General features: G+C 68.5%; 10 protein-coding genes and 1 pseudogene. 6 read left to right on the plus strand and 5 right to left on the minus strand.

Annotated features, from left to right (window positions below; genetic code table 11):
• Positions 1–156: 156 nt before the first annotated feature.
• Positions 157–991 (plus strand): annotated as a pseudogene (locus tag ACWC5O_RS43905) (IS701 family transposase); the annotation flags it as partial.
• Between the two features lie 11 nt (positions 992–1,002).
• On the opposite strand, the gene ACWC5O_RS43910 reads toward ACWC5O_RS43905, so the two are convergent.
• The 5 genes from ACWC5O_RS43910 to ACWC5O_RS43930 all read right to left on the minus strand — a co-directional run bounded on the left by ACWC5O_RS43910 (position 1,003) and on the right by ACWC5O_RS43930 (position 10,571).
• Positions 1,003–2,235 (minus strand): alpha-hydroxy-acid oxidizing protein, encoded by a 1,233-nt coding sequence (locus tag ACWC5O_RS43910; protein ID WP_450592225.1) that lies wholly within the window; start codon positions 2,233–2,235, stop codon positions 1,003–1,005.
• Entirely contained in the window at positions 2,232–7,523 is a 5,292-nt protein-coding gene (locus ACWC5O_RS43915; RefSeq protein ID WP_450592227.1) for a type I polyketide synthase, read from the minus strand. Before ACWC5O_RS43915 ends, ACWC5O_RS43910 begins: the two co-directional genes overlap by 4 nt.
• A gap of 8 nt (positions 7,524–7,531) precedes the next feature.
• Positions 7,532–8,701, minus strand: coding sequence for a cytochrome P450 (locus ACWC5O_RS43920; RefSeq protein WP_450592229.1), 1,170 nt, complete (start codon positions 8,699–8,701; stop codon positions 7,532–7,534).
• A gap of 14 nt (positions 8,702–8,715) precedes the next feature.
• The gene (locus tag ACWC5O_RS43925) at positions 8,716–9,810 is read right to left on the minus strand and encodes a pyridoxal phosphate-dependent aminotransferase (protein ID WP_450592230.1); all 1,095 of its coding nucleotides are present in this window, start codon (positions 9,808–9,810) and stop codon (positions 8,716–8,718) included.
• 80 nt (positions 9,811–9,890) lie between these two features.
• The gene (locus tag ACWC5O_RS43930) at positions 9,891–10,571 is read right to left on the minus strand and encodes an FMN-binding negative transcriptional regulator (protein WP_450592232.1); all 681 of its coding nucleotides are present in this window, start codon (positions 10,569–10,571) and stop codon (positions 9,891–9,893) included.
• A 363-nt stretch (positions 10,572–10,934) separates the two neighbouring features.
• On the opposite strand from ACWC5O_RS43930, the gene ACWC5O_RS43935 reads away from it, so the two are divergent.
• The 5 genes from ACWC5O_RS43935 (at position 10,935) to ACWC5O_RS43955 (ending at position 16,993) form a co-directional block, all read left to right on the plus strand.
• Entirely contained in the window at positions 10,935–12,269 is a 1,335-nt protein-coding gene (locus tag ACWC5O_RS43935; protein WP_450592234.1) for a lysine N(6)-hydroxylase/L-ornithine N(5)-oxygenase family protein, read from the plus strand.
• A gap of 12 nt (positions 12,270–12,281) precedes the next feature.
• Positions 12,282–13,274 (plus strand): Gfo/Idh/MocA family protein, encoded by a 993-nt coding sequence (locus tag ACWC5O_RS43940; RefSeq protein ID WP_450592236.1) that lies wholly within the window; start codon positions 12,282–12,284, stop codon positions 13,272–13,274.
• 118 nt (positions 13,275–13,392) lie between these two features.
• The gene (locus ACWC5O_RS43945; RefSeq protein ID WP_450592237.1) at positions 13,393–14,406 is read left to right on the plus strand and encodes an NAD-dependent epimerase/dehydratase family protein; all 1,014 of its coding nucleotides are present in this window, start codon (positions 13,393–13,395) and stop codon (positions 14,404–14,406) included.
• The gene (gene rfbH / locus ACWC5O_RS43950) at positions 14,403–15,716 is read left to right on the plus strand and encodes a lipopolysaccharide biosynthesis protein RfbH (protein ID WP_450592239.1); all 1,314 of its coding nucleotides are present in this window, start codon (positions 14,403–14,405) and stop codon (positions 15,714–15,716) included. The genes ACWC5O_RS43945 and rfbH overlap by 4 nt, the downstream gene beginning before the upstream one ends.
• Before the next feature lie 41 nt (positions 15,717–15,757).
• A complete protein-coding gene (locus ACWC5O_RS43955) occupies positions 15,758–16,993 on the plus strand; it encodes a class I SAM-dependent methyltransferase (RefSeq protein WP_450592241.1) in 1,236 nt (411 codons plus the stop codon).
• The last annotated feature ends 832 nt before the right edge of the window (positions 16,994–17,825 follow it).

A 17,825-nucleotide genomic window follows, 5' to 3' on the forward strand; every position in this document is an offset into this window, starting at 1 on the left:
AGCCGTCGTTCAAGGAGGCCGCCGCACGGCTCGGCGAGGAACTGGCGGCCCAGCCCTCGCCCGCCGACGTCGTCCGCGACCTGGAACAGATCGTGAACCCCTGGTAGGACTCCGTTAAGTCTTCTCGTTCGGCCTGGCCAGGAGCATGTTGGACGTGTGGATGTGCGTCAAGTGGAGGACTTGCCGGCCGATTTGGCGGAGTTCGTGGCGGATGTGTTCGCCTCGGTACCGCGGCGGGACCAGAGAGGCAAAGCAGACTGCTATCTGCGCGGTTTGATACTGGACGGGCGTCGCAAGCCGATCCAGTCGATGGCTGGGCGGCCGCCGGACGGCAACGAGCAGAACCTGCAGCAGTTCGTGAACCAGTCGCCGTGGGATCCGTTACCGGTACGGCGCCGGATCGCCCGAGCGCATGACGACCCTGCTGGCGACTGACACCTGGGCCATCGACGATGTGCCGGTGCCCAAGGACGGCCGGATGCCGGTCGGGGGCGCGCGACAGTACTGCGGCGCTCTGGGCAAACGCGCGAACTGCCAGGTCGCGGTGAGCGTGCACGCGGTCAACGCCGCCGCATCGTGCCCGCTGCAATGGCGCCTGTTCCTGCCCGCCGAGTGGGCCGACGATGCCGAGCGGCGGGAGCGCACGCATGTGCCTGAGGACGTCGGGCACCGGGAGAAGTGCCTGCTCGCCCTGGACATCCTCGACGAACTCACCACCTGGGGCCTGACTCCGCCGGTGATCGTGGCGGACGCCGCTTACGGCGCCAACGCCCGATTCCGTACCGCACTTGAGCAACGCAACCTGCAGTACGTACTGTCCATCCGCTCCGACGTCACGGCCCGCCCCTTCGACGCGGTGCCCGTGGCGCCACCCCGCAAAGGCGTCAACGGCTGCCGGCCCCAGCCCCGATACCGCCAGCCTGCGCTGTCGGTGGCCGCCCTCGCGGTTGGCCTGGGACGCGACGCGTCCACCGAGGTGACGTGGCGGCAGGCGGAGTCCTACTAGCGACCCTGACGTGCCGTCGGCCGCGGCCCGCTCAAGGGCCCGGCCGCAACCAGGATCTCCGGGCCCAGCGAGCGGGCGCTGTCGCAGCCGAGCTGCGTCAGCGCCACATCCAACTCGGCGAGCAGACACCGCAGGACGTGCCGCACACCGGCCCGCCCGTCGAGTGTCAGCCCGTACAGATACGGCCTGCCGAGGAGCACGGCATCCGCGCCCAGGGCCAGCGCCTTGGCGACGTCGGTGCCGGTGCGGACACCGGAGTCCAGCAGCACGGTGCCGCCGTCGCCGACCGCGGCACGCACCGCGGGCAGACAGTCCAGGGAAGCCGCCGCGCCGTCCAGCTGACGCCCCCCGTGATTGGAGACAACCACGCCGTCCGCCCCGTTGGCCACCGCGAGGAGCGCGTCATCGGGACTCAGGACCCCCTTGACCAGAAGGGGAAGCCCGGTCCATTCGCGCAGCCGGCCCAGCCGCTCCCAGACCAGCGACGGGTTGCCGTTGACCCGCGCCCAGTGCCGGACGACCTCCTCGGGACCGCCATCCGGCGGTAGCGCCGCCCGGAACACGGGATCACTGGTGTAGTTGGCCAGACCTGTGCCGCGTACGAGCGGAAGGTACCCGTGATCGAGGTCCGCGGGCCGGTAGCCGACCGAGGGATTGTCGACGGTGAGGACCAGCGCCGTGTAGCCGCTCGCCTCGGCACGGCGGACCAGCGACGCGGCCAGTTCGTCGTCCGAGGGCCAGTACAGCTGGAACCAGCGGGGCCCCGGCCCGGCAGCCGCGGCCACCTCCTCCAGACTGTGCGAGGAGTAGGACGACAGCACGAACGGCAGCCCCGCGTCGGCCGCGCCCCGGACCGTGGCGATCTCACCCTCGGGGTGCACGCTGGTCTGCGCGGAGATCGGCGCCAACAGGACCGGTGCGGGCAGGGATTGACCGAGCAGGTCCACGGTCAGGTCGCGCCGCGTGCAGCCGCGCAGCATCCGAGGCAGCAGGCGCCACCGGTCGAAGGCGTCCCGGTTGGCGCGCCCCGTGGCCCCGGTTCCGGAGCCGCCGGCCACAAAGCCGAACACCTCGGGCGGGAGGACCGCGCGGGCCGCGTCCTCCAACGCCGTCAGATCGGTGGTGAGCTGGCCCTTACGGCCGTCGGGGCCCGCCAGATATATCTCGCGCACCAGGTCGGCGGCGCTCGTCGCATCGGCCTGGGCGGCGGTGCGGGTGTGCTCGGTCATGGCGTCGGGGCTCCGTTTCCGTTCTCGGTGGTGGTCCGTTCGTCCGACGGCGGCTGCTGACCGAGGACGTCGGCCAGCAGCCGGGGCGTCGGCCAGTCGAAGACGAAGGTGGCCGGAAGGCGCAGCCCCAAGGCGGCCATCAGCCGGTTACGCAGCTCCACCGCTCCCAGCGAGTCCATGCCGGCATGGTCGAAGGCCACGTCCGGGTCGATCGCGTCGGCGGAGGCGTGCCCGAGCACTCCGGCGACCTCGGCGAGGAGCCGGTCCAGCATCGTGTCCTCCCCGTCCGCTTCCGCCGCCGTCGACTCCCCGTCGCCGTGCGGCGGCGCGGCCGAAGACGGCCGCTCCCCGCCCGCCGGCTCCCCGGCGCCGTCGGGCAGGAGCGACTCCAGGAGGCGTGGGAGGGTGCCGCCGCGGTACTGCGCTGCCAGGGCGTCGCGATCCCAGCGTCCGGCCACGACCACCGGCTCACTGCCGTGCACCGCCGCGTCGAGGAAGCGCAGGCCCTGCTCGATGGGTATCAGCAGGACGCCGGCCCGGGCCATCCGGTCGATCTGGGCGTTCGTGAGGGTGCCGCCCATGCCCCCCGACACGTCCCACTGGCCCCACACGATGGCCACACCGGGCTCGCCGGCGGCGTGCCGCTGCTCCATCAGGCCTTCCAGGAACCCGTTCGCGGCGGCATAAGCGCCCTGCCCCGCCGAGTTGAGCGTGCCGGCCACCGAGGAGTAAACGACGAACGCGGACAGGTCCAGGCCGGCGGTCAGTTCGTGCAGATGGAACGCCACGTCGGCCTTGGGACGCAGCGACCGTTCGAGATCGTCGGCCGTCAAGTCGGTCAGCAGACCGCCTTCGAGGACACCCGCGGCATGCACCACACCGCCGATGCGGACATTGGAGCGGGCAAGCTTGTCGAGAGCCCCGGCCAGCGCCTCGCGGTCGGCGGCGTCACAGGCCACCGTACGGACCCGGGCGCCGAGATCCCGCAGGTCGGCGATGACGTGCTCCGCCTCCGGCCCGGGGGCGGAGCGCCCCATCAGGACCAGCTGCCGCACCCCGTGCCGCTCCACCAGGTGCCGGGCCGTGATCCGGCCCAGCCAGCCGAGACCACCGGTGATCAGCACCGCCCGCGAGGGATCCCAGGACCCCCCGGGGGCCAAGGCGGCGGCCCCGCTGCCGAGGGCCGGCCGGTACACGGTCCCGTCACGCAGCGCCAGCTGGCTCTCGCCGGTGGCCAGCGCGCCGGCGAACGCCTCGCGGGAAGAGGCGACCCCGTCCTCGTCGAGCAGGACGAACCGGCCCGGATGCTCGGCCTGCGCGGACCGGACCAGCCCCCACACGGCGCGGTGACCGGGCCGGATGCCGGGGTCCTGCTTGTCCTCCACGGCCACGGCACCGCTGGTGACCACCACCAGCCGCGAGGCGTCCCAGCGCTCGTCGCCCAGGAAGCGCTGGGCTGCGCCCAGCACCTCCAGCAGGCTCTCCCGGACAGCCTCCGAAGCCGAAGTCCCCGCCGGCCCGGAACCGCCGGGCGGGGCAGCCGACACGAAGGCGACGACGACCTCGGGGACCGCGGCGCCGTCGTCGACGGCGCGCAACAGCTCGTCGAAGTGGGCGTGGACACGGACCGCGGTTCCGTCCGGTTGTACGAGACGGGGCACCGCCCCGGTGCCCGGGCCCACCGCGGCCCAGGTGGCGCCCGGAAGCGGTGCGCCAGGGGCGAGTTCGGTCCAGACCGGGGCGAGCAGCGGCGAGTCGTCCGCCGCGGAACGGGCGGGAGACACGAGCGCGCGCAGCACGAGCTGGTCCGCACTCAGTACCGGGGCCCCCGTGTCGTCGGCGACGAGCAGCGAGCAGGAGCCGTCCGCAGCACGCCGCAGCCGGACCCGGAACGGGCCGTTGCTGGGCCCGTGGAGCGTCACGCCGCGCCAGGTGCGGGGCACGAGGACCCGGGGTTCGCCCCCGTCGGCGGCGGCCAGCGCGTGCAGGGCCGAGTCCAGGGCGGCGGGATGCAGCCGGAAGCCGTCACGGCTCCCCTTCGCCCGCGACCCCACCACCGCGTAGAGATCGTCGCCGTCGCGCCACAGCTCGCGCAGTCCGCGGAAGGCGTACCCGTAGACGTGACCGCCCTCCGCGAGCTGTGCGTACAGGTCGTCGACCGCCACCGGTGAGGCCCCGGCCGGCGGCCACGACGTCAGTCCCGCCACCTCCGCGGGGCTCGCGGAGGACAGCGTGCCGGTGGCGTGCCGGGTCCACGCGGCGCCTTGGGTGTCTGCCGCACGGGCGTAGAGCGCGAGCGAACGGCTGCCGGCCTCGTCGGGGGCACCGATGATCAGCTGGATGTCGGTGGGCCCGGCGACCGGCAGGTCGTGTTCCAGGCCGAGTTCAGCCACTTGGCGCGCACCGGCCGTCCGGGCGGCACTCAGCGCGAGTTCCGCGATGCCCGCGGCAGGCAGCACCGGGATGCCGTCGACGCAGTGGTCGGCCAGCCACGGCAGATCCTCGGCGTCGAGACGCCCCGTGAACACCAGCCCGCTTCCGTCCGCCGGTTCCAGCCCCTCATCGAGCACCGGATGCGACCGGCCGGTGGCATGGTCCGCGGCCGGCGCGCTCAGCCAGTAGCGCTGACGCTGGAAGGGGTAGGTGGGCAGCGGAATCCGGCGGCCGGTGGGGAAGGACTCTCCCGGGACCAGACGGGCGCCGTTCACGGCGAGCCTGGCGAGGGCGGTGCCGACGCTGCCGACCGGGTCCTGGCCACGGCGCAGCACAGGGGTCACGACGCCTGGCGAATCGGGGTCCTGGTTGCGGCGCGCGAGGGCGGCCAGCACCCCGTGCCCCAACTCGACGTATTCGGTGACACCACGGGATTCGAGGAAGCGCATGCCGTCGCGGAAGCGGACGGTGCCGCGCAGTTGGCGCACCCAGTAGTCCGGGTCCCTCAGCATCGCCCCGGTGGCGAGGCGGCCGGTGAGACCGGAGACGACCGGTATACGGGGTTCGTGGTAGGTCAGGCCGGCGGCCACGTCCCGGAATTCCTCCAGCACGCCGTCCATGTGCGGGGAGTGGAAGGCGTGGCTGACCTTCAGCTCGGCGGTGCGCCCCTTGGTCCGCCAGGCCTGCGCGAGCTCGGCTGCGGCCTCGGCGTCGCCCGAGACGACCACGCTCCGCGGCCCGTTGACGGCGGCGAGATCCAGCAGGCCGCTGTAGGGGGCGAGAGCCTGGCGGATCTCCTCCTCGCTCGCTTCGACGGCCACCATGCGGCCGCCCGCGGGGGCGCTCTGCATGAGGCGGCCCCGGTGGGCGACGAGGGTGCAGGCGTCCGCCAGGTCGAGGACACCCGCCACATGGGCGGCCGCGATCTCGCCGATGGAGTGGCCGAGCAGCAGATCGGGGACGGCCCCGTGGTGCTCGAGCAGCCGGAAGAGCGTGACTTCGAGGGCGAAGAGGGCGGGCTGGGTGTACGCGGTCTGGTCGAGCAGCGCGGATACGCGGGTGCCGGACTCGGCGAACAGGACGTCCTTGAGGGCGTGCTCCAGGTGAGCGTCGAACAGGGCACAGGCCTCGTCCAGGGCGCGGGCGAAGGCGGGGAAGCGGCCGTGCAGGTCGCGGCCGAGCCCCGGGTACTGGCTGCCCTGGCCGGGAAAGAGGTAGGCGGTCGTGCAGGCGGTCGTGGTGCTCGTACGGGAGATGACCTGGGGTGTCGCTTCCCCCTTGGCCAGCGCTCGGAGGCTGTGCAGGGCCTCGGTGCGCCCGGTGACGAGGACGGCGGCGCGGTGGGGGAGTGTGGTGGTGCGGGTGGTGGCCAGGGAGTGGCCGATGTCGGCGACGGCCAGGTCCTGATGGGCGGTGAGGTGGTCGTGCAGCTGGGCGGCCCGGTCCCGCAGGGCCTGTTCGGTCTGACCGGACAGCAGCCAGGGAAAGGAGCTGTCCGCGTCCGCGCCGCCGGGCGCGGCACAGGGAAGCGGCGGCTGTTCGAGGATGAGGTGGGCGTTGGTGCCGCTGAGCCCGAAGGAGGAGACGGCGGCTCGGCGCGGGCGGTCGCGGTCGGGCCATGGCTGGGCCTGTGTGAGAAGCGCGAGGCTTCCCTGTGACCAGTCGATACGGGGTGAGGGCTGGTCGGCGTGGAGGGTCTTGGGGAGGAGGCCGTGGCGCATGGCCAGGGTCATCTTGATGACGCCGGCGACTCCGGCCGCTGCCTGGGTGTGTCCGAAGTTGGATTTGACGGTTCCCAGGTGGAGGGGGTGTCGGGGGTCGCGATCGGCGCCGTAGGTGGCGAGGAGGGCATGGGCCTCGATGGGGTCGCCGAGGACGGTGCCGGTGCCGTGGGCGTCGATGGCGTCGACGGCGTCGGCAGTCAGGCCGGCGTCGGCGAGTGCAGCGCGGATGACGGCCTGCTGGGAGGGGCTGTTGGGGGCGGTGAGGCGACTGCCGGCGCCGTCGTGGTTGAGGGCCGAGCCCCGGATGACGGCAAGGACCGGGTGGTCGTGGCGGAGGGCGTCGCTCAGGCGCTCCAGGAGGACCATGCCGACGCCTTCGGACCAGGCCGTGCCGTCCGCGGTGGCGGCGAATGCCTTGCAGCGGCCGTCGGGGGCCAAGCTGTGCTGGCGGCTGAACTCGACGAAGGGCGCGGCGTTGGCCATGACGGTGACGCCGCCGGACAGGGCCAGGTCGCAGTCGCCGTTGCGCAGCGCCTGGGCTGCCAGGTGGATGGCGACCAGCGAGGAGGAGCACGCCGTGTCGACGCTGACGGCGGGACCCACGAGGCCCAGTGCGTGCGCGACACGGCCCGACAGCACACTCGGCAGCCTGCCGGTGATGGCGAACGCTTCCTTCTTGTGGGTCCCGTACTCGGCGTACATGACACCGCAGTAGGTGCCGGTGCGGGTCTCACGCAGCACGGTGGGATCGATGCCGGCGCGCTCGATCGCCTCCCAGCAGGTTTCCAGGACCAGCCGCTGCTGGGGGTCCATCCTGACCGCTTCGCGGGGGCTGATGCCGAACAGGGAGGGGTCGAACTCGGCGGCGTCGTAGAGGAATCCGCCCTCGCGTGTGCCGGCGGTGCCCGGGTGGTCGGGGTCGGGGTGGTAGAGACGGTCGAGATCCCAGCCGCGGTCGCGCGGGAACGGGCCGATGGTGTCGACGCCGTCGGCGACCACCTGCCACAGGCCCTCAGGAGAGGTCACACCTCCGGGAAAGCGGCAGGCCATCCCGACGATGGCGATCGGTTCGTGCCGCATGTCGCCCATCGGGTCCGGTCCGGGGATCGCGCGGGTGTCCGTGACTGACATGTCTTCCCTCAATCCGAGTCGACCAGCAGCCGTGCCAGGCCGCGTATGCCCAGGCCGTCCTTCCAGACGACCGGTTCCGGAACGTCAGCGAGCCGCAGCGCGGGAAAGCGCCGCGGGAGCCGTTCGAGGACGATGCGCAGCTGAAGCCTCGCCAGCGGCGCCCCCAGACAGCGGTGCACACCATGGCCGAACGTGAGAGGCGGGGAATCGTGCCCGGAGGCGAGGTTCATGGACGCCGGGTCGTCGAACACGCCGGCGTCGCGGTTGCCGTGGAGCAGGGCCACCACGATCCCCTCACCCTCCTGCACGGTGACATCGCCCAGCCGCACCGGTTCGGTAGCGATGCGCACGAAGGTCAGCGGAGTGGCAGGGGTCAGCCGGATCAGCTCCTCCGTCGCGTTCTTGACGTACTCGGGATGAGCGAGGAGCTCTTCATAGGCGCTGCGGTCACTCAGCAGCGCCAGCAGCGAAAGACCGATCTGGCCGGTGGTGGTCTCATAGCCCGCCATCAGCAGGGTGAGCCCCAGGGTGAGCAGCTCGTTCTCCGACAGCTCGCCCTCGTCCTGCGCGATGGTCAGGTCGCTGAGCAGGTCCTCGCGCGGATCGCGGCGCTTGCGGTCCATCAACTCCCGCATGTACTCGATGAGTTCGATGCGCCGCCGGGCCTTCTCGCGGGGGCTGGTGACCTCCAGGTCGAAGAGCACGTCCACCCACCCGCGGAAACGAGGGGTGTCCTCCTCGGGAATGCCGAGCATGGTGGTGAGCACGGACAGCGGCAGCGGCCGGGCGAGGTGCTCGATCAGGTCGGCGCCGTTCCCGATCCCGGCGATCACGTCCAGCCGACGATCCGTCAGGTCCGTCACGAAGTCGCTCATCCTGGCCATCCGGCCGGTGGAGAACGCGCCGCTGACCAGGCGCCGCAGCCGGGCGTGCCGATTGCCGTCCATGCTCATCATGGAATCCGCCGCAGGCTGGGCGTCATTGAACGCCGGGGCACCGGGCCGCAGCGCGGCGGCCCGGCTGAATCTCTTGTCCGTGAGGACCGACCGCCCCAGCGTGTAGCCGCGGACGAGCCAGAACGGATCGCCGGTGTTGCCGACCACACGCACGACATCCTCGGGACCGGGACGCAGGATGCCGGGAAGCGGCCCCAACTGGTCGATCGTGGTTTCGGTCATCGGGAAAACCCCCGTCACTGGCCGGCCGGCCGGAAGCCGCGGACTCGGCGCTCCACCTCGTGCAGCAGCTCGAACTTCCGGTTGAACGCGATGCGCACGTACTGTGCCCCGCGGACGGGATCGGCGAAGGAGGGGGCCGCGGGGACGACCACGACCCCGGTCGCGTCGAGAAGTTCGAGAGTGAAGGCACGGCCGTCCCCGCGACCCCCGGTGAGCGGGCCGATGTCCGCCAGCAGGAAGCACCCCCCTTCCGGGGGCGAGATCTTCATGCCCAGGCCCGTGAAGATCTCCAGGGCGAAGTCGCGGCGGCGGCCCATCTCCTGGGACGCCGCCTTCGTGTCCGCGGAATCGGCCGCGTGGCCGACGCCCAGCTGAAGCGGGCCCGGGGCGCCGTTGGTGGTGATCTCCTGCACGCGCCGCATAGCCGCGGTGCGCCTGGCGTCCGCCCGCAGGAAGCCGAGCCGCCACCCGCTGATCGCGTGGCTCTTGGAGAGCGAGCCGACCAGCACGCTGCGCTCCGCGAGGCCGGGGACCTGGGCGATGGAGAGGTGTTCCCGGCCGTCGAAGACGAAGCTGCTGTACACCTCGTCACAGATGACCGTCGCATCCCATCGCTCGGCCAACTCGGCGATCTGGCCCAGCTCTTGACGGGTCAGCACCCGGCCCGTCGGATTGCCGGGCGAGTTCAGCAGCACCACCCGGGTACGCGAGGTGAAGGCCGCCGCCAGCTCGTCAGGGTCGAACCGCCAGTCGGGCGCGTGCAGCGGGACGTGCCGGGGCACGCCGCCGGCGAAGGCGACCGTCGACCTGAACTGCTCGTAGCCGGGATCGAGCAGGACGACCTCGTCGCCGGGATCGATGAACGTGTGCAGGGCCAGAAAGAGCGCCTCGGTGCCTCCGACGGTGACGGTCAGCTCCGTCTCCGGGTCGCTCGGCACCGGGAGCGTGGCGGCGATACGCTCCCGCAGCCGCAGATCACCCGGAGGAAAGACGTACTGGTTCTTCCCCGCGCGCATCGCGTCGTTGGCCGCCCCGATGATGTCGACAGTGGTCTCGGGATATCCGGGAGTGCCGAGCGCCATATCGATTCCCTGGCGTTCACGCGCCATGAGGAATATTTCCCCCAGGCTGTTTCCCGGCAATTCCGCAACCCTCGTCGATATCCGCGGACCCTGGTCTGTGGGACGCGTCATGCCGCTCCTCCACCTGCCCTATTCATCTGCCCGTTCCGGGGAAGCCGGCCCATGAGCTCAGCGGTTTCCTGGTGCCGACTGCAGGCGCGTTGGCTGAACGACTGCTTTACCCGTTCACGGACCTCGGGGGGCTGCTCCTGACTGAGCTTGAACATGCCCTCGGCGCCTGTCACGGTGACGCGGAACGCCCCGACACCGGAAACGATACTGCGGAAGTAGTCGATCGATTCTGACTGATCCCATCCAGAACCGAAACGGCTTTCAAAGGTCTGCGCCGTGGCCCGCACGACGTCGAGCGTCTCCTCCAGCGAGGAGACCTTCTCTATCACACCGTGCACATGCACCGAAGTGAAGTTCCAGGTCGGTGCGGCCGGCGTCACGTCGTACACCGCAGGCGATACGTACCCGTGCGGACCGGTGAACACCAGAAGGACGGCATCGCCGGTCCGCAGCGCGTGCCAGTGGGGATTGGCCCGGTTCAAGTGCCCGAGCAGCACGGTACCATTCGGGCTGTCCGACCAATCGATCACCGTACCGTGATCCGGGATGATCGGGAGATGGGTGGCAAAGGGCCCATCGTCACCACCGTTGGTCACCGCCAGTGCCAACGGATTGTTGCGGACCAGCTCGCTCATCCAAGAACCGTCGGGTTCACGGTAGTGGCGGGGAACGAACATGCGGATATGTCACCCCTCGAAGTCGAGTAACCATGGCATCGAAATGATGTGATTCCTGTCCCGTCGGCAGGACAACCGGTGGGTGGACAGGACCTCTCGCATACGCCTCAACGCTATCCACCTTGACGCGCCGCAGGTCTTCAATGCAACGTGATTGTGCAAGCATGCGAGGTCGAAGTAAAACATGAAAGACCTGCGTGGAACAGCCCGTCACGGCGTAATTTCTTCAGAATCCCTATTGCGTGTGAGTGGGTGGGTGCCAGAGGGTTTGCCGAAAAAGGTCGCGGAGGTGGTGGAGCCACTCCCAGGTCGCACCGGGATCTGAGCAGTCACGTCGCAGCCACGCTAACGGAAGAAGTTTCCATGGGTGTCAATGCAGTCGAGATATACGACGTCGTGGGCGTTGGATTCGGGCCGTCCAACCTGGCGTTCGCCATTGCTCTGGAAGAGAACGGAGCCGACTCACCTGCGGGCCCGATCGCCTCCGCATTCTTCGAACGGCAATCCTCGTTCGGCTGGCATCGCAATATGCTGCTGCCTTCTACGACGATGCAGGTCTCTTTCCTGAAAGACCTGGCCACCCTCCGCAACCCGGTCTCGCGGTTCGGGTTCATATCCTTTCTCCACGCCTCCGGCCGGCTCGAACAATTCATCAACACCCAGACGTTCTTCCCGACCCGCGAGGAATTCCACCAGTACCTCGAATGGGCGCAGGCACTGTTCTCCGACCGCGTCTCCTACGGATCGGAAGTCGCCGGAATCGAATTGCCGCCGGATGCTGATTCCGGAACCCCCCAACACCTTCGGATCACAGTGCGTGACCGGGCCGGAGGGCAGAATAGGACCGTCGCCGCACGCAATGTCGTGATCTCCACAGGCCTCGTCCCCCAGGTGCCGGACGGCGTGGAATCCGACGAACGGGTCTGGCACAGCTCAGAATTCCTGGAGAGGTTCCGCCAAGTCCCCGCCGACAGTTTGAAAAAGGTGGCAGTCGTCGGCGCAGGGCAGAGCGGAGCCGAAATCGCCAGGTTCCTCTACGACAGCCTGCCCCAGGCTCAGATCTACGCGATCATCCCCTCCTACGGATACTCGATCGCGGACGACACCCCGTTCGCCAACCGGGTGTTCGACTCCTCGGCGGTCGACGACTACTACTTCGGCACGGAACGCGCCCGAGAATCCTTCTGGCGCTACCACAAGAACACGAACTATTCGGTAGCCGACGACGAAGTCATCCGGGACCTGTATCAGCGTATGTACATGGAGGAACTGCACGGAACCAAGCGCCTGCACATCCTCAACATGGCACGGGTCACGAATGTCAAACGTATGGGCAACGAATCACGCGTCTCCATGGAGCTGCTCCTCGACGGCGGATCCCAGGACCTCGATGTGGATGCGCTCGTCTTCGCCACCGGCTACGACTCCATGGACCCCAGCGGCGTACTCGGCGAACTGGACGGCTACTGCCTGCGCGACAGCGCCGGCAGATACCAGGTCGGCCGCGACTACCGGCTCGTGACCACCCCCGATGTGTCGTGCGGCATCTACCTCCAGGGCGGCACCGAACACACCCATGGACTGACGTCGTCCCTCCTGTCGAACATCGCCGTGCGCGGCGGCGAGATCGCGGACTCCATCCTGCAGCGACGGTCCGTCGACGGGCCGCCGACACCCGGACTGATCACCCCCGCCTGATGAGGACTGGCCATGGCCGCAGCACAAGGTCCCTTACGCGTCGGTGTACTCGGCTGCGCGGACATCGCCTGGCGCCGCACTCTGCCGGCGCTGGCCGCCTGCCCCGACATCGAACTCGCAGCCGTCGCCAGCCGCGACGAGGCCAAGGGCAGACGCTTCGCGGCGGCCTTCGGCGCCCCCCGGGTACAGAGCTACGAAGAACTGCTCGCCGCCCGTGACATCGACGCGGTCTACCTGCCACTACCGGCGATGATGCACGCGCACTGGGTCGCGAAGGCGCTCCGCGCGGGCAAGCACGTGCTCGCCGAAAAGCCGCTGACAGGAGACGCGAAAAGCACGGACGAACTGTTGGCGCTCGCCGACTCACAAGGCCTGGTGCTCCTGGAGAACATCGTTTTCCCGCACCACTCGCAGCACGCACGCATCCAGCACATGCTCGCCGACGGAACAGTCGGCGAACTGAAGGACTTCACAAGCGTGTTCACCATTCCGCCGCTGCCGGACGAGAACATGCGCTACGACCCGGATATCGGCGGCGGCGCCCTGCTGGACATGGGTGTCTATCCGATCCGCGCCGCGCTGTACTACCTTGGCTCCACTCTCGAAGTGCTTCACGCCGTGCTGCGGGTTCACGCCCGCACAGGCGCCGTCGTCTCCGGACGCGTCCTCGCGTGCACCCCCGCGGGAGTGACGGCCGACTTGGTCTTCGGAATGGAGCACTCCTATCGAACCGGCTGCGCATTCGCCGGCAGCAGCGGCCTGATGCTGCTCGACCGGGCATTCACGCCGCCGCCGACACTGCAACCGGTGCTGCGCATCGAGCGACAGGACCACCGCGAAGAGATCACGTTTCCGGCCGATGACCAGTTCGGCAATATCGTGCGGTACTTCGCGCATGCGGCTCTCACGGGATCGAACATGCACGACCAGTCAGAAATGAGCCGGCGTCAGGCTCGAATCATCGACGATGTGAAACGAGTCGCAGTACGGATCGAGGTCCCTTAGAAAGACCCCAGAACGACCTCAGAAAGACCCACCCCATGACCGCAGTTGCCGGTCGGAACACCTGATCGTGTCAGCCGTTTCCAACGGGCGCCCTGTCTAGTCGAAGAGGATGCAGAAGGTGACGACCTCGGAGCGCCCCGTGGGCACCCCGCACACCAAAGTCCTTCTGATCGGTGGCACCGGATTCCTCGGCCGGCATGTGCTCGACAGACTGTCCGCGGCGGAGATGGACGTCACCGTGGTCACCAGGCGACCGACCGCCGTGCCGGCGGAGCACGGGGTGGCCGAGCTGAACGACAGCACTCCGCGACGAGCCCAGTTCGCCTCGATGATCAACCGGTTCACCCCGGACGCCGTGCTCAACACCGCAGGTGAGATCTGGCGCAACGACACGTCCCTGCTCCAGGAAGCCAACGCCGAACTCCCGGAGCAACTGGCACTGGCGATGGCCGACCTCGGCAGCACCGCCCGGCTGGTGCACCTCGGCTCATCTCTGGAGTACGGACCACTGCCCCACCCGCACGCCACCGACGAGAACTGCCCGGAGGCACCGCGGTCGGAGTACGGGCGAACCAAACTGCGGGGCACCCGGAGGATCTTGGAGATCGCCCGCCAGGCGTCACTGGACGTCGTGGTCCTGCGCATCTTCAACGCCATCGGACCGAACATGTCACCTGCGAGCCTGCTCGGCCGGACCGTGCAGACACTCCACCGAGCACGGCAAGACGGACAGGTGGCACGGCTCTCCCTGTTCGACCTGAAACAGCACCGCGACTACGTCGACGCCCGTGATCTGGCGGAGGCGGTCCTCCGCGCGACCGTGTCGCGGCGGCTCGCAGGCGTCCCCGTGCTCAACCTCGGCACCGGACGCGCCGACAGCGCCTACGACCTGGTCCGCGAGCTCGCCCTGGCCAGCGGAGTGGAATTCGCGATCGACGTGCTCCCGGCGCCCGAGCGGGGCGGGCGAGCACTGGCCGCCGGCTGGCAGATCGCCGATCCGACGCTGGCTCGGCGTCACCTGAACTGGTCGGCTGCGCGAACGCTACCGGAGACCCTGCGCTGGATCTGGCGAACCGCCGGAGAGGGCCAGGCCCAACCCATTGCTGGCTGCCCCGCGGAAGGTGCGCGATGAACGACAACCTCAAGGACGAGATCCTCTCACTGGTCAACAAATACCATCACGCGGTCGGGGCCGAGACATCCACCTGGGTGCCCGGCGAGAACCGGGTGCTGGCCTCGGGAGCCGTTCTGACGGCGGCCGACCGGATGGCACTGGTCGAAGCGGCACTGGACCTGCGCATCGCATCCGGAAGCTATGCGATCCGGTTCGAGCGGGCACTGGCCGGCTACTTCGGACTGCGCAAGGCACATATGACCAACTCCGGCTCCTCGGCCAACCTGCTGGCGCTGTCGGCACTGACCGCACCGGAACTGGGCGAGCGTGCGCTGCGACGCGGCGACGAAGTGATCACGGTGGCGGCAGGGTTCCCGACCACCGTCAATCCGATCATCCAGAACGGACTGGTACCGGTCTTCGTCGACATCGACCTGAGCACCTACAACACCACCGCGGAAATGGTGGAGGCGGCGATCGGCCCCAAGACAAAGGCCATCATGATCGCGCACGCGCTGGGCAACCCCTTCGAGGCCGCCGAGATCCGGGAACTGGCCGACCGGCACGGGCTGTGGTTCGTGGAGGACAACTGCGACGCCGTCGGCTCCACCTATCGCGGCAGAAAAACGGGAACGTTCGGGCACCTCAGTACCGTCAGCTTCTACCCGGCGCACCATCTCACGATGGGCGAGGGCGGCTGTGTCCTGACGGGCAGCATGGAACTCGCGCGCCTTGTCGAGTCCTATCGGGACTGGGGACGGGACTGCTGGTGCGAACCGGGAGAGGACGATCGATGCAATAAGCGTTTCGGCTGGCAGCTCGGCACGCTTCCCTCCGGCTACGACCACAAATACATATTCTCCCACGTGGGGTACAACCTGAAGGCGACCGATCTTCAAGCGGCCCTGGGGTTGTCCCAGTTGGAGCGGCTGTCCGAGTTCTGTGACAGTCGACGCAAGAACTGGCTCCGCATGAGAGCGGGGCTCCACGATGTGCCGGGCCTCACATTGCCCGAACCTGCCCCGAACAGTGATCCGAGCTGGTTCGGATTCACGCTGACGGTTCAGGATTCAGCCCCGTACTCCCGTCGGGATCTCCAACTCCATTTGGAGTCGAAACGCATCAGCACCCGACTGCTGTTCAGCGGAAACCTCACCCGTCACCCCGCTTACGAGCACGTCGAGTATCGAGTGTTCGGCAGCTTGGCCAATAGCGACAAGGTCGCCAACGACACGCTATGGATAGGGATTTACCCCGGTGTGACCGAGGAAATGATCGACTACGTGATTCGCGAAATCTGGTCGTTCGCGAAAGGGGCGCCGAGCTGAATCCTGACCTGCCCACGAAAAGGTTGGAGAGGTAAGTACTCATGACCATCTCGGAGTGCCGTGTGTGCGGCAATCGGACCCTGCTCGATGTGCTGGATCTGGGAGACCAGGCACTGACCGGAGTGTTTCCTGGCAGTCGGACGGAAGTTGTGCCGACCGCCCCACTCGAACTGGTCAAGTGCTCGCCGGACGGATGCGGACTCGTCCAGCTCCGGCACACCGCCGACCTCAGCCTGATGTACGGCGATCAGTACGGTTACCGCTCAGGTATCCGCCCATTCATGATCAACCATCTCCGCGGCAAGGTGGACGAACTCACCAAGCTTGTCGACATCGGCCCCGACGACCTGGTCCTGGATATCGGAAGCAACGACGGAACCCTGCTGTCCGGGTACCCGGCGGACGGCAGGACCCTCGTGGGAGTGGATCCGACCGGCGAGAAATGGCGGGAGTTCTACCCCGAACACATTGACCTGATCCCAGACTTCTTCTCCCAGGAAGTCTTCGCCGCGCACTACGACTCCCGCCGGGCCAAGATCATCACATCGATCGCCATGTTCTACGACCTGCCCGACCCGCTCAGGTTCATGGAAGACGTGAAGGCGACGCTCGCCGACGACGGCGTGTGGATGCTGGAGATGAGCTACCTCCCGTCCATGCTGGAGACGACCGCCTACGACGTCATATGCCATGAGCATCTGGAGTACTACGCGCTCAGCCAGATCGACTGGATGGCCGAACGCGTCGGCCTCGAAGTCGTGAAAGCGGAGATCACCGAGGTCTACGGCGGCAGCCTCTGCGTCACACTCGCCCGGCAGGGCTCCGGACACCGGCGCGACGAGGCAGCGCTGAACCGCTTGCGCTCACAGGAGGCCGGACTGGGACTCGGCACCATGGCGCCCTTCGAGGCCTTCGGCAAGCGCGTTCGCGAACACCGCGACCACCTGCGGGACTTCCTCGACACCTCACGCAAGGACGGCAAGCTGACCCTGGGCTACGGCGCATCGACCAAGGGAAACGTGATCCTTCAGTACTGCGGTATCGGGGAGGACAGTCTGCCGTGCATCGGAGAGGTCAGCGAGGAGAAGGCCGGCCGATACACCCCCGGCACCCTGATCCCGATCGTCTCCGAGAAGGAGGCCCTCGCGCAGCGGCCTGACCAGCTGCTGGTACTTCCCTGGGTCTACCGAGACGGTTTCATCGAGCGGGAAGGCGAGTTCCTTTCCCGTGGCGGGAAGCTGGTCTTCCCATTGCCCTCGACACTCAGTTTCGTGTAACGGCGGGTGCCGGCCGGGTCGGTAACAAACGGCCTCGGTCGGGTGCCGACCACGCCCGACTGAGGCCGCGCCTCCAGGCGGAGAACTTCTGACACACCATTACTTTACGTTGCGTCAGATTCCCGAGACGAACAGTCAACTTTCCTTAACTGCAGGCTAGTTGCGCTGTCTAGTTGCTGGCTGCTGTAGTGGTGGCCGCGGAGCGGACGCCACTCCCGGATCAGCCACTTCCGGCTCGCGGAGCGAGCCGGAGAGCGCGAATTGCTCCGCAATTCGCGCTGCGGGCAACGGAGTTGCCCGCAGCGGACGGCGCAGCCGTCCGGTGTGCGAACCGATCCGGGAACGGGGGAGAGGGAGAACTCGAATCTTCCAAGGTTTTTCAGCGAAGGAAGCACCCAGCCCCTCTCAGGAGCTGTATGGCTGATCAGCTGCCTTTGATGAGGCATGGAACGCGCCCGCCCAGCAGGAAAGAGCCCCCTCCGCTTCGCCGCTAGCCAGCGGGATCCGGCCGCGGAGCGGCCGGATCTCTCAACTACCCCCTTAGTGCAGTCGAGCTGCACTGTACGGACCAGGCGAGTCGGGGAGGAGGCCCGATCGCGGAGCGAGCGGGACACCGCACCGACGAAACTCACCGAGATCCGCGGAGCGGATCTTCCGGTCCCGGAGGGACCGAGCCGCCTTCGCGGAGCGAAGGCTTCCGTCGCGTAGCGACGGCGCGTCGTTCCTGCGGAGCAGGAACCGTGTGCCGGTACTGCTCGTCGACGATCTGCACTGGGCGGACGAGGGAACGCTGGACTGGCTCGACCAGCTGGTGCGCCAGGTGACACATCGG

This window comes from Streptomyces sp. NPDC001450 (assembly GCF_053597295.1).

Bases quoted from the DNA above. Each gene is read 5' to 3' on its own strand.
- ACWC5O_RS43910 (WP_450592225.1), bottom strand. From the start codon at position 2,235: ATGACCGAGCACACCCGCACCGCCGCCCAGGCCGATGCGACGAGCGCC.
- ACWC5O_RS43915 (WP_450592227.1), bottom strand. From the start codon at position 7,523: ATGTCAGTCACGGACACCCGCGCGATCCCCGGACCGGACCCGATGGGC.
- ACWC5O_RS43920 (WP_450592229.1), bottom strand. From the start codon at position 8,701: ATGACCGAAACCACGATCGACCAGTTGGGGCCGCTTCCCGGCATCCTG.
- ACWC5O_RS43925 (WP_450592230.1), bottom strand. From the start codon at position 9,810: ATGGCGCGTGAACGCCAGGGAATCGATATGGCGCTCGGCACTCCCGGA.
- ACWC5O_RS43930 (WP_450592232.1), bottom strand. From the start codon at position 10,571: ATGTTCGTTCCCCGCCACTACCGTGAACCCGACGGTTCTTGGATGAGC.
- ACWC5O_RS43935 (WP_450592234.1), top strand. From the start codon at position 10,935: ATGGGTGTCAATGCAGTCGAGATATACGACGTCGTGGGCGTTGGATTC.
- ACWC5O_RS43940 (WP_450592236.1), top strand. From the start codon at position 12,282: ATGGCCGCAGCACAAGGTCCCTTACGCGTCGGTGTACTCGGCTGCGCG.
- rfbH (WP_450592239.1), top strand. From the start codon at position 14,403: ATGAACGACAACCTCAAGGACGAGATCCTCTCACTGGTCAACAAATAC.
- ACWC5O_RS43955 (WP_450592241.1), top strand. From the start codon at position 15,758: ATGACCATCTCGGAGTGCCGTGTGTGCGGCAATCGGACCCTGCTCGAT.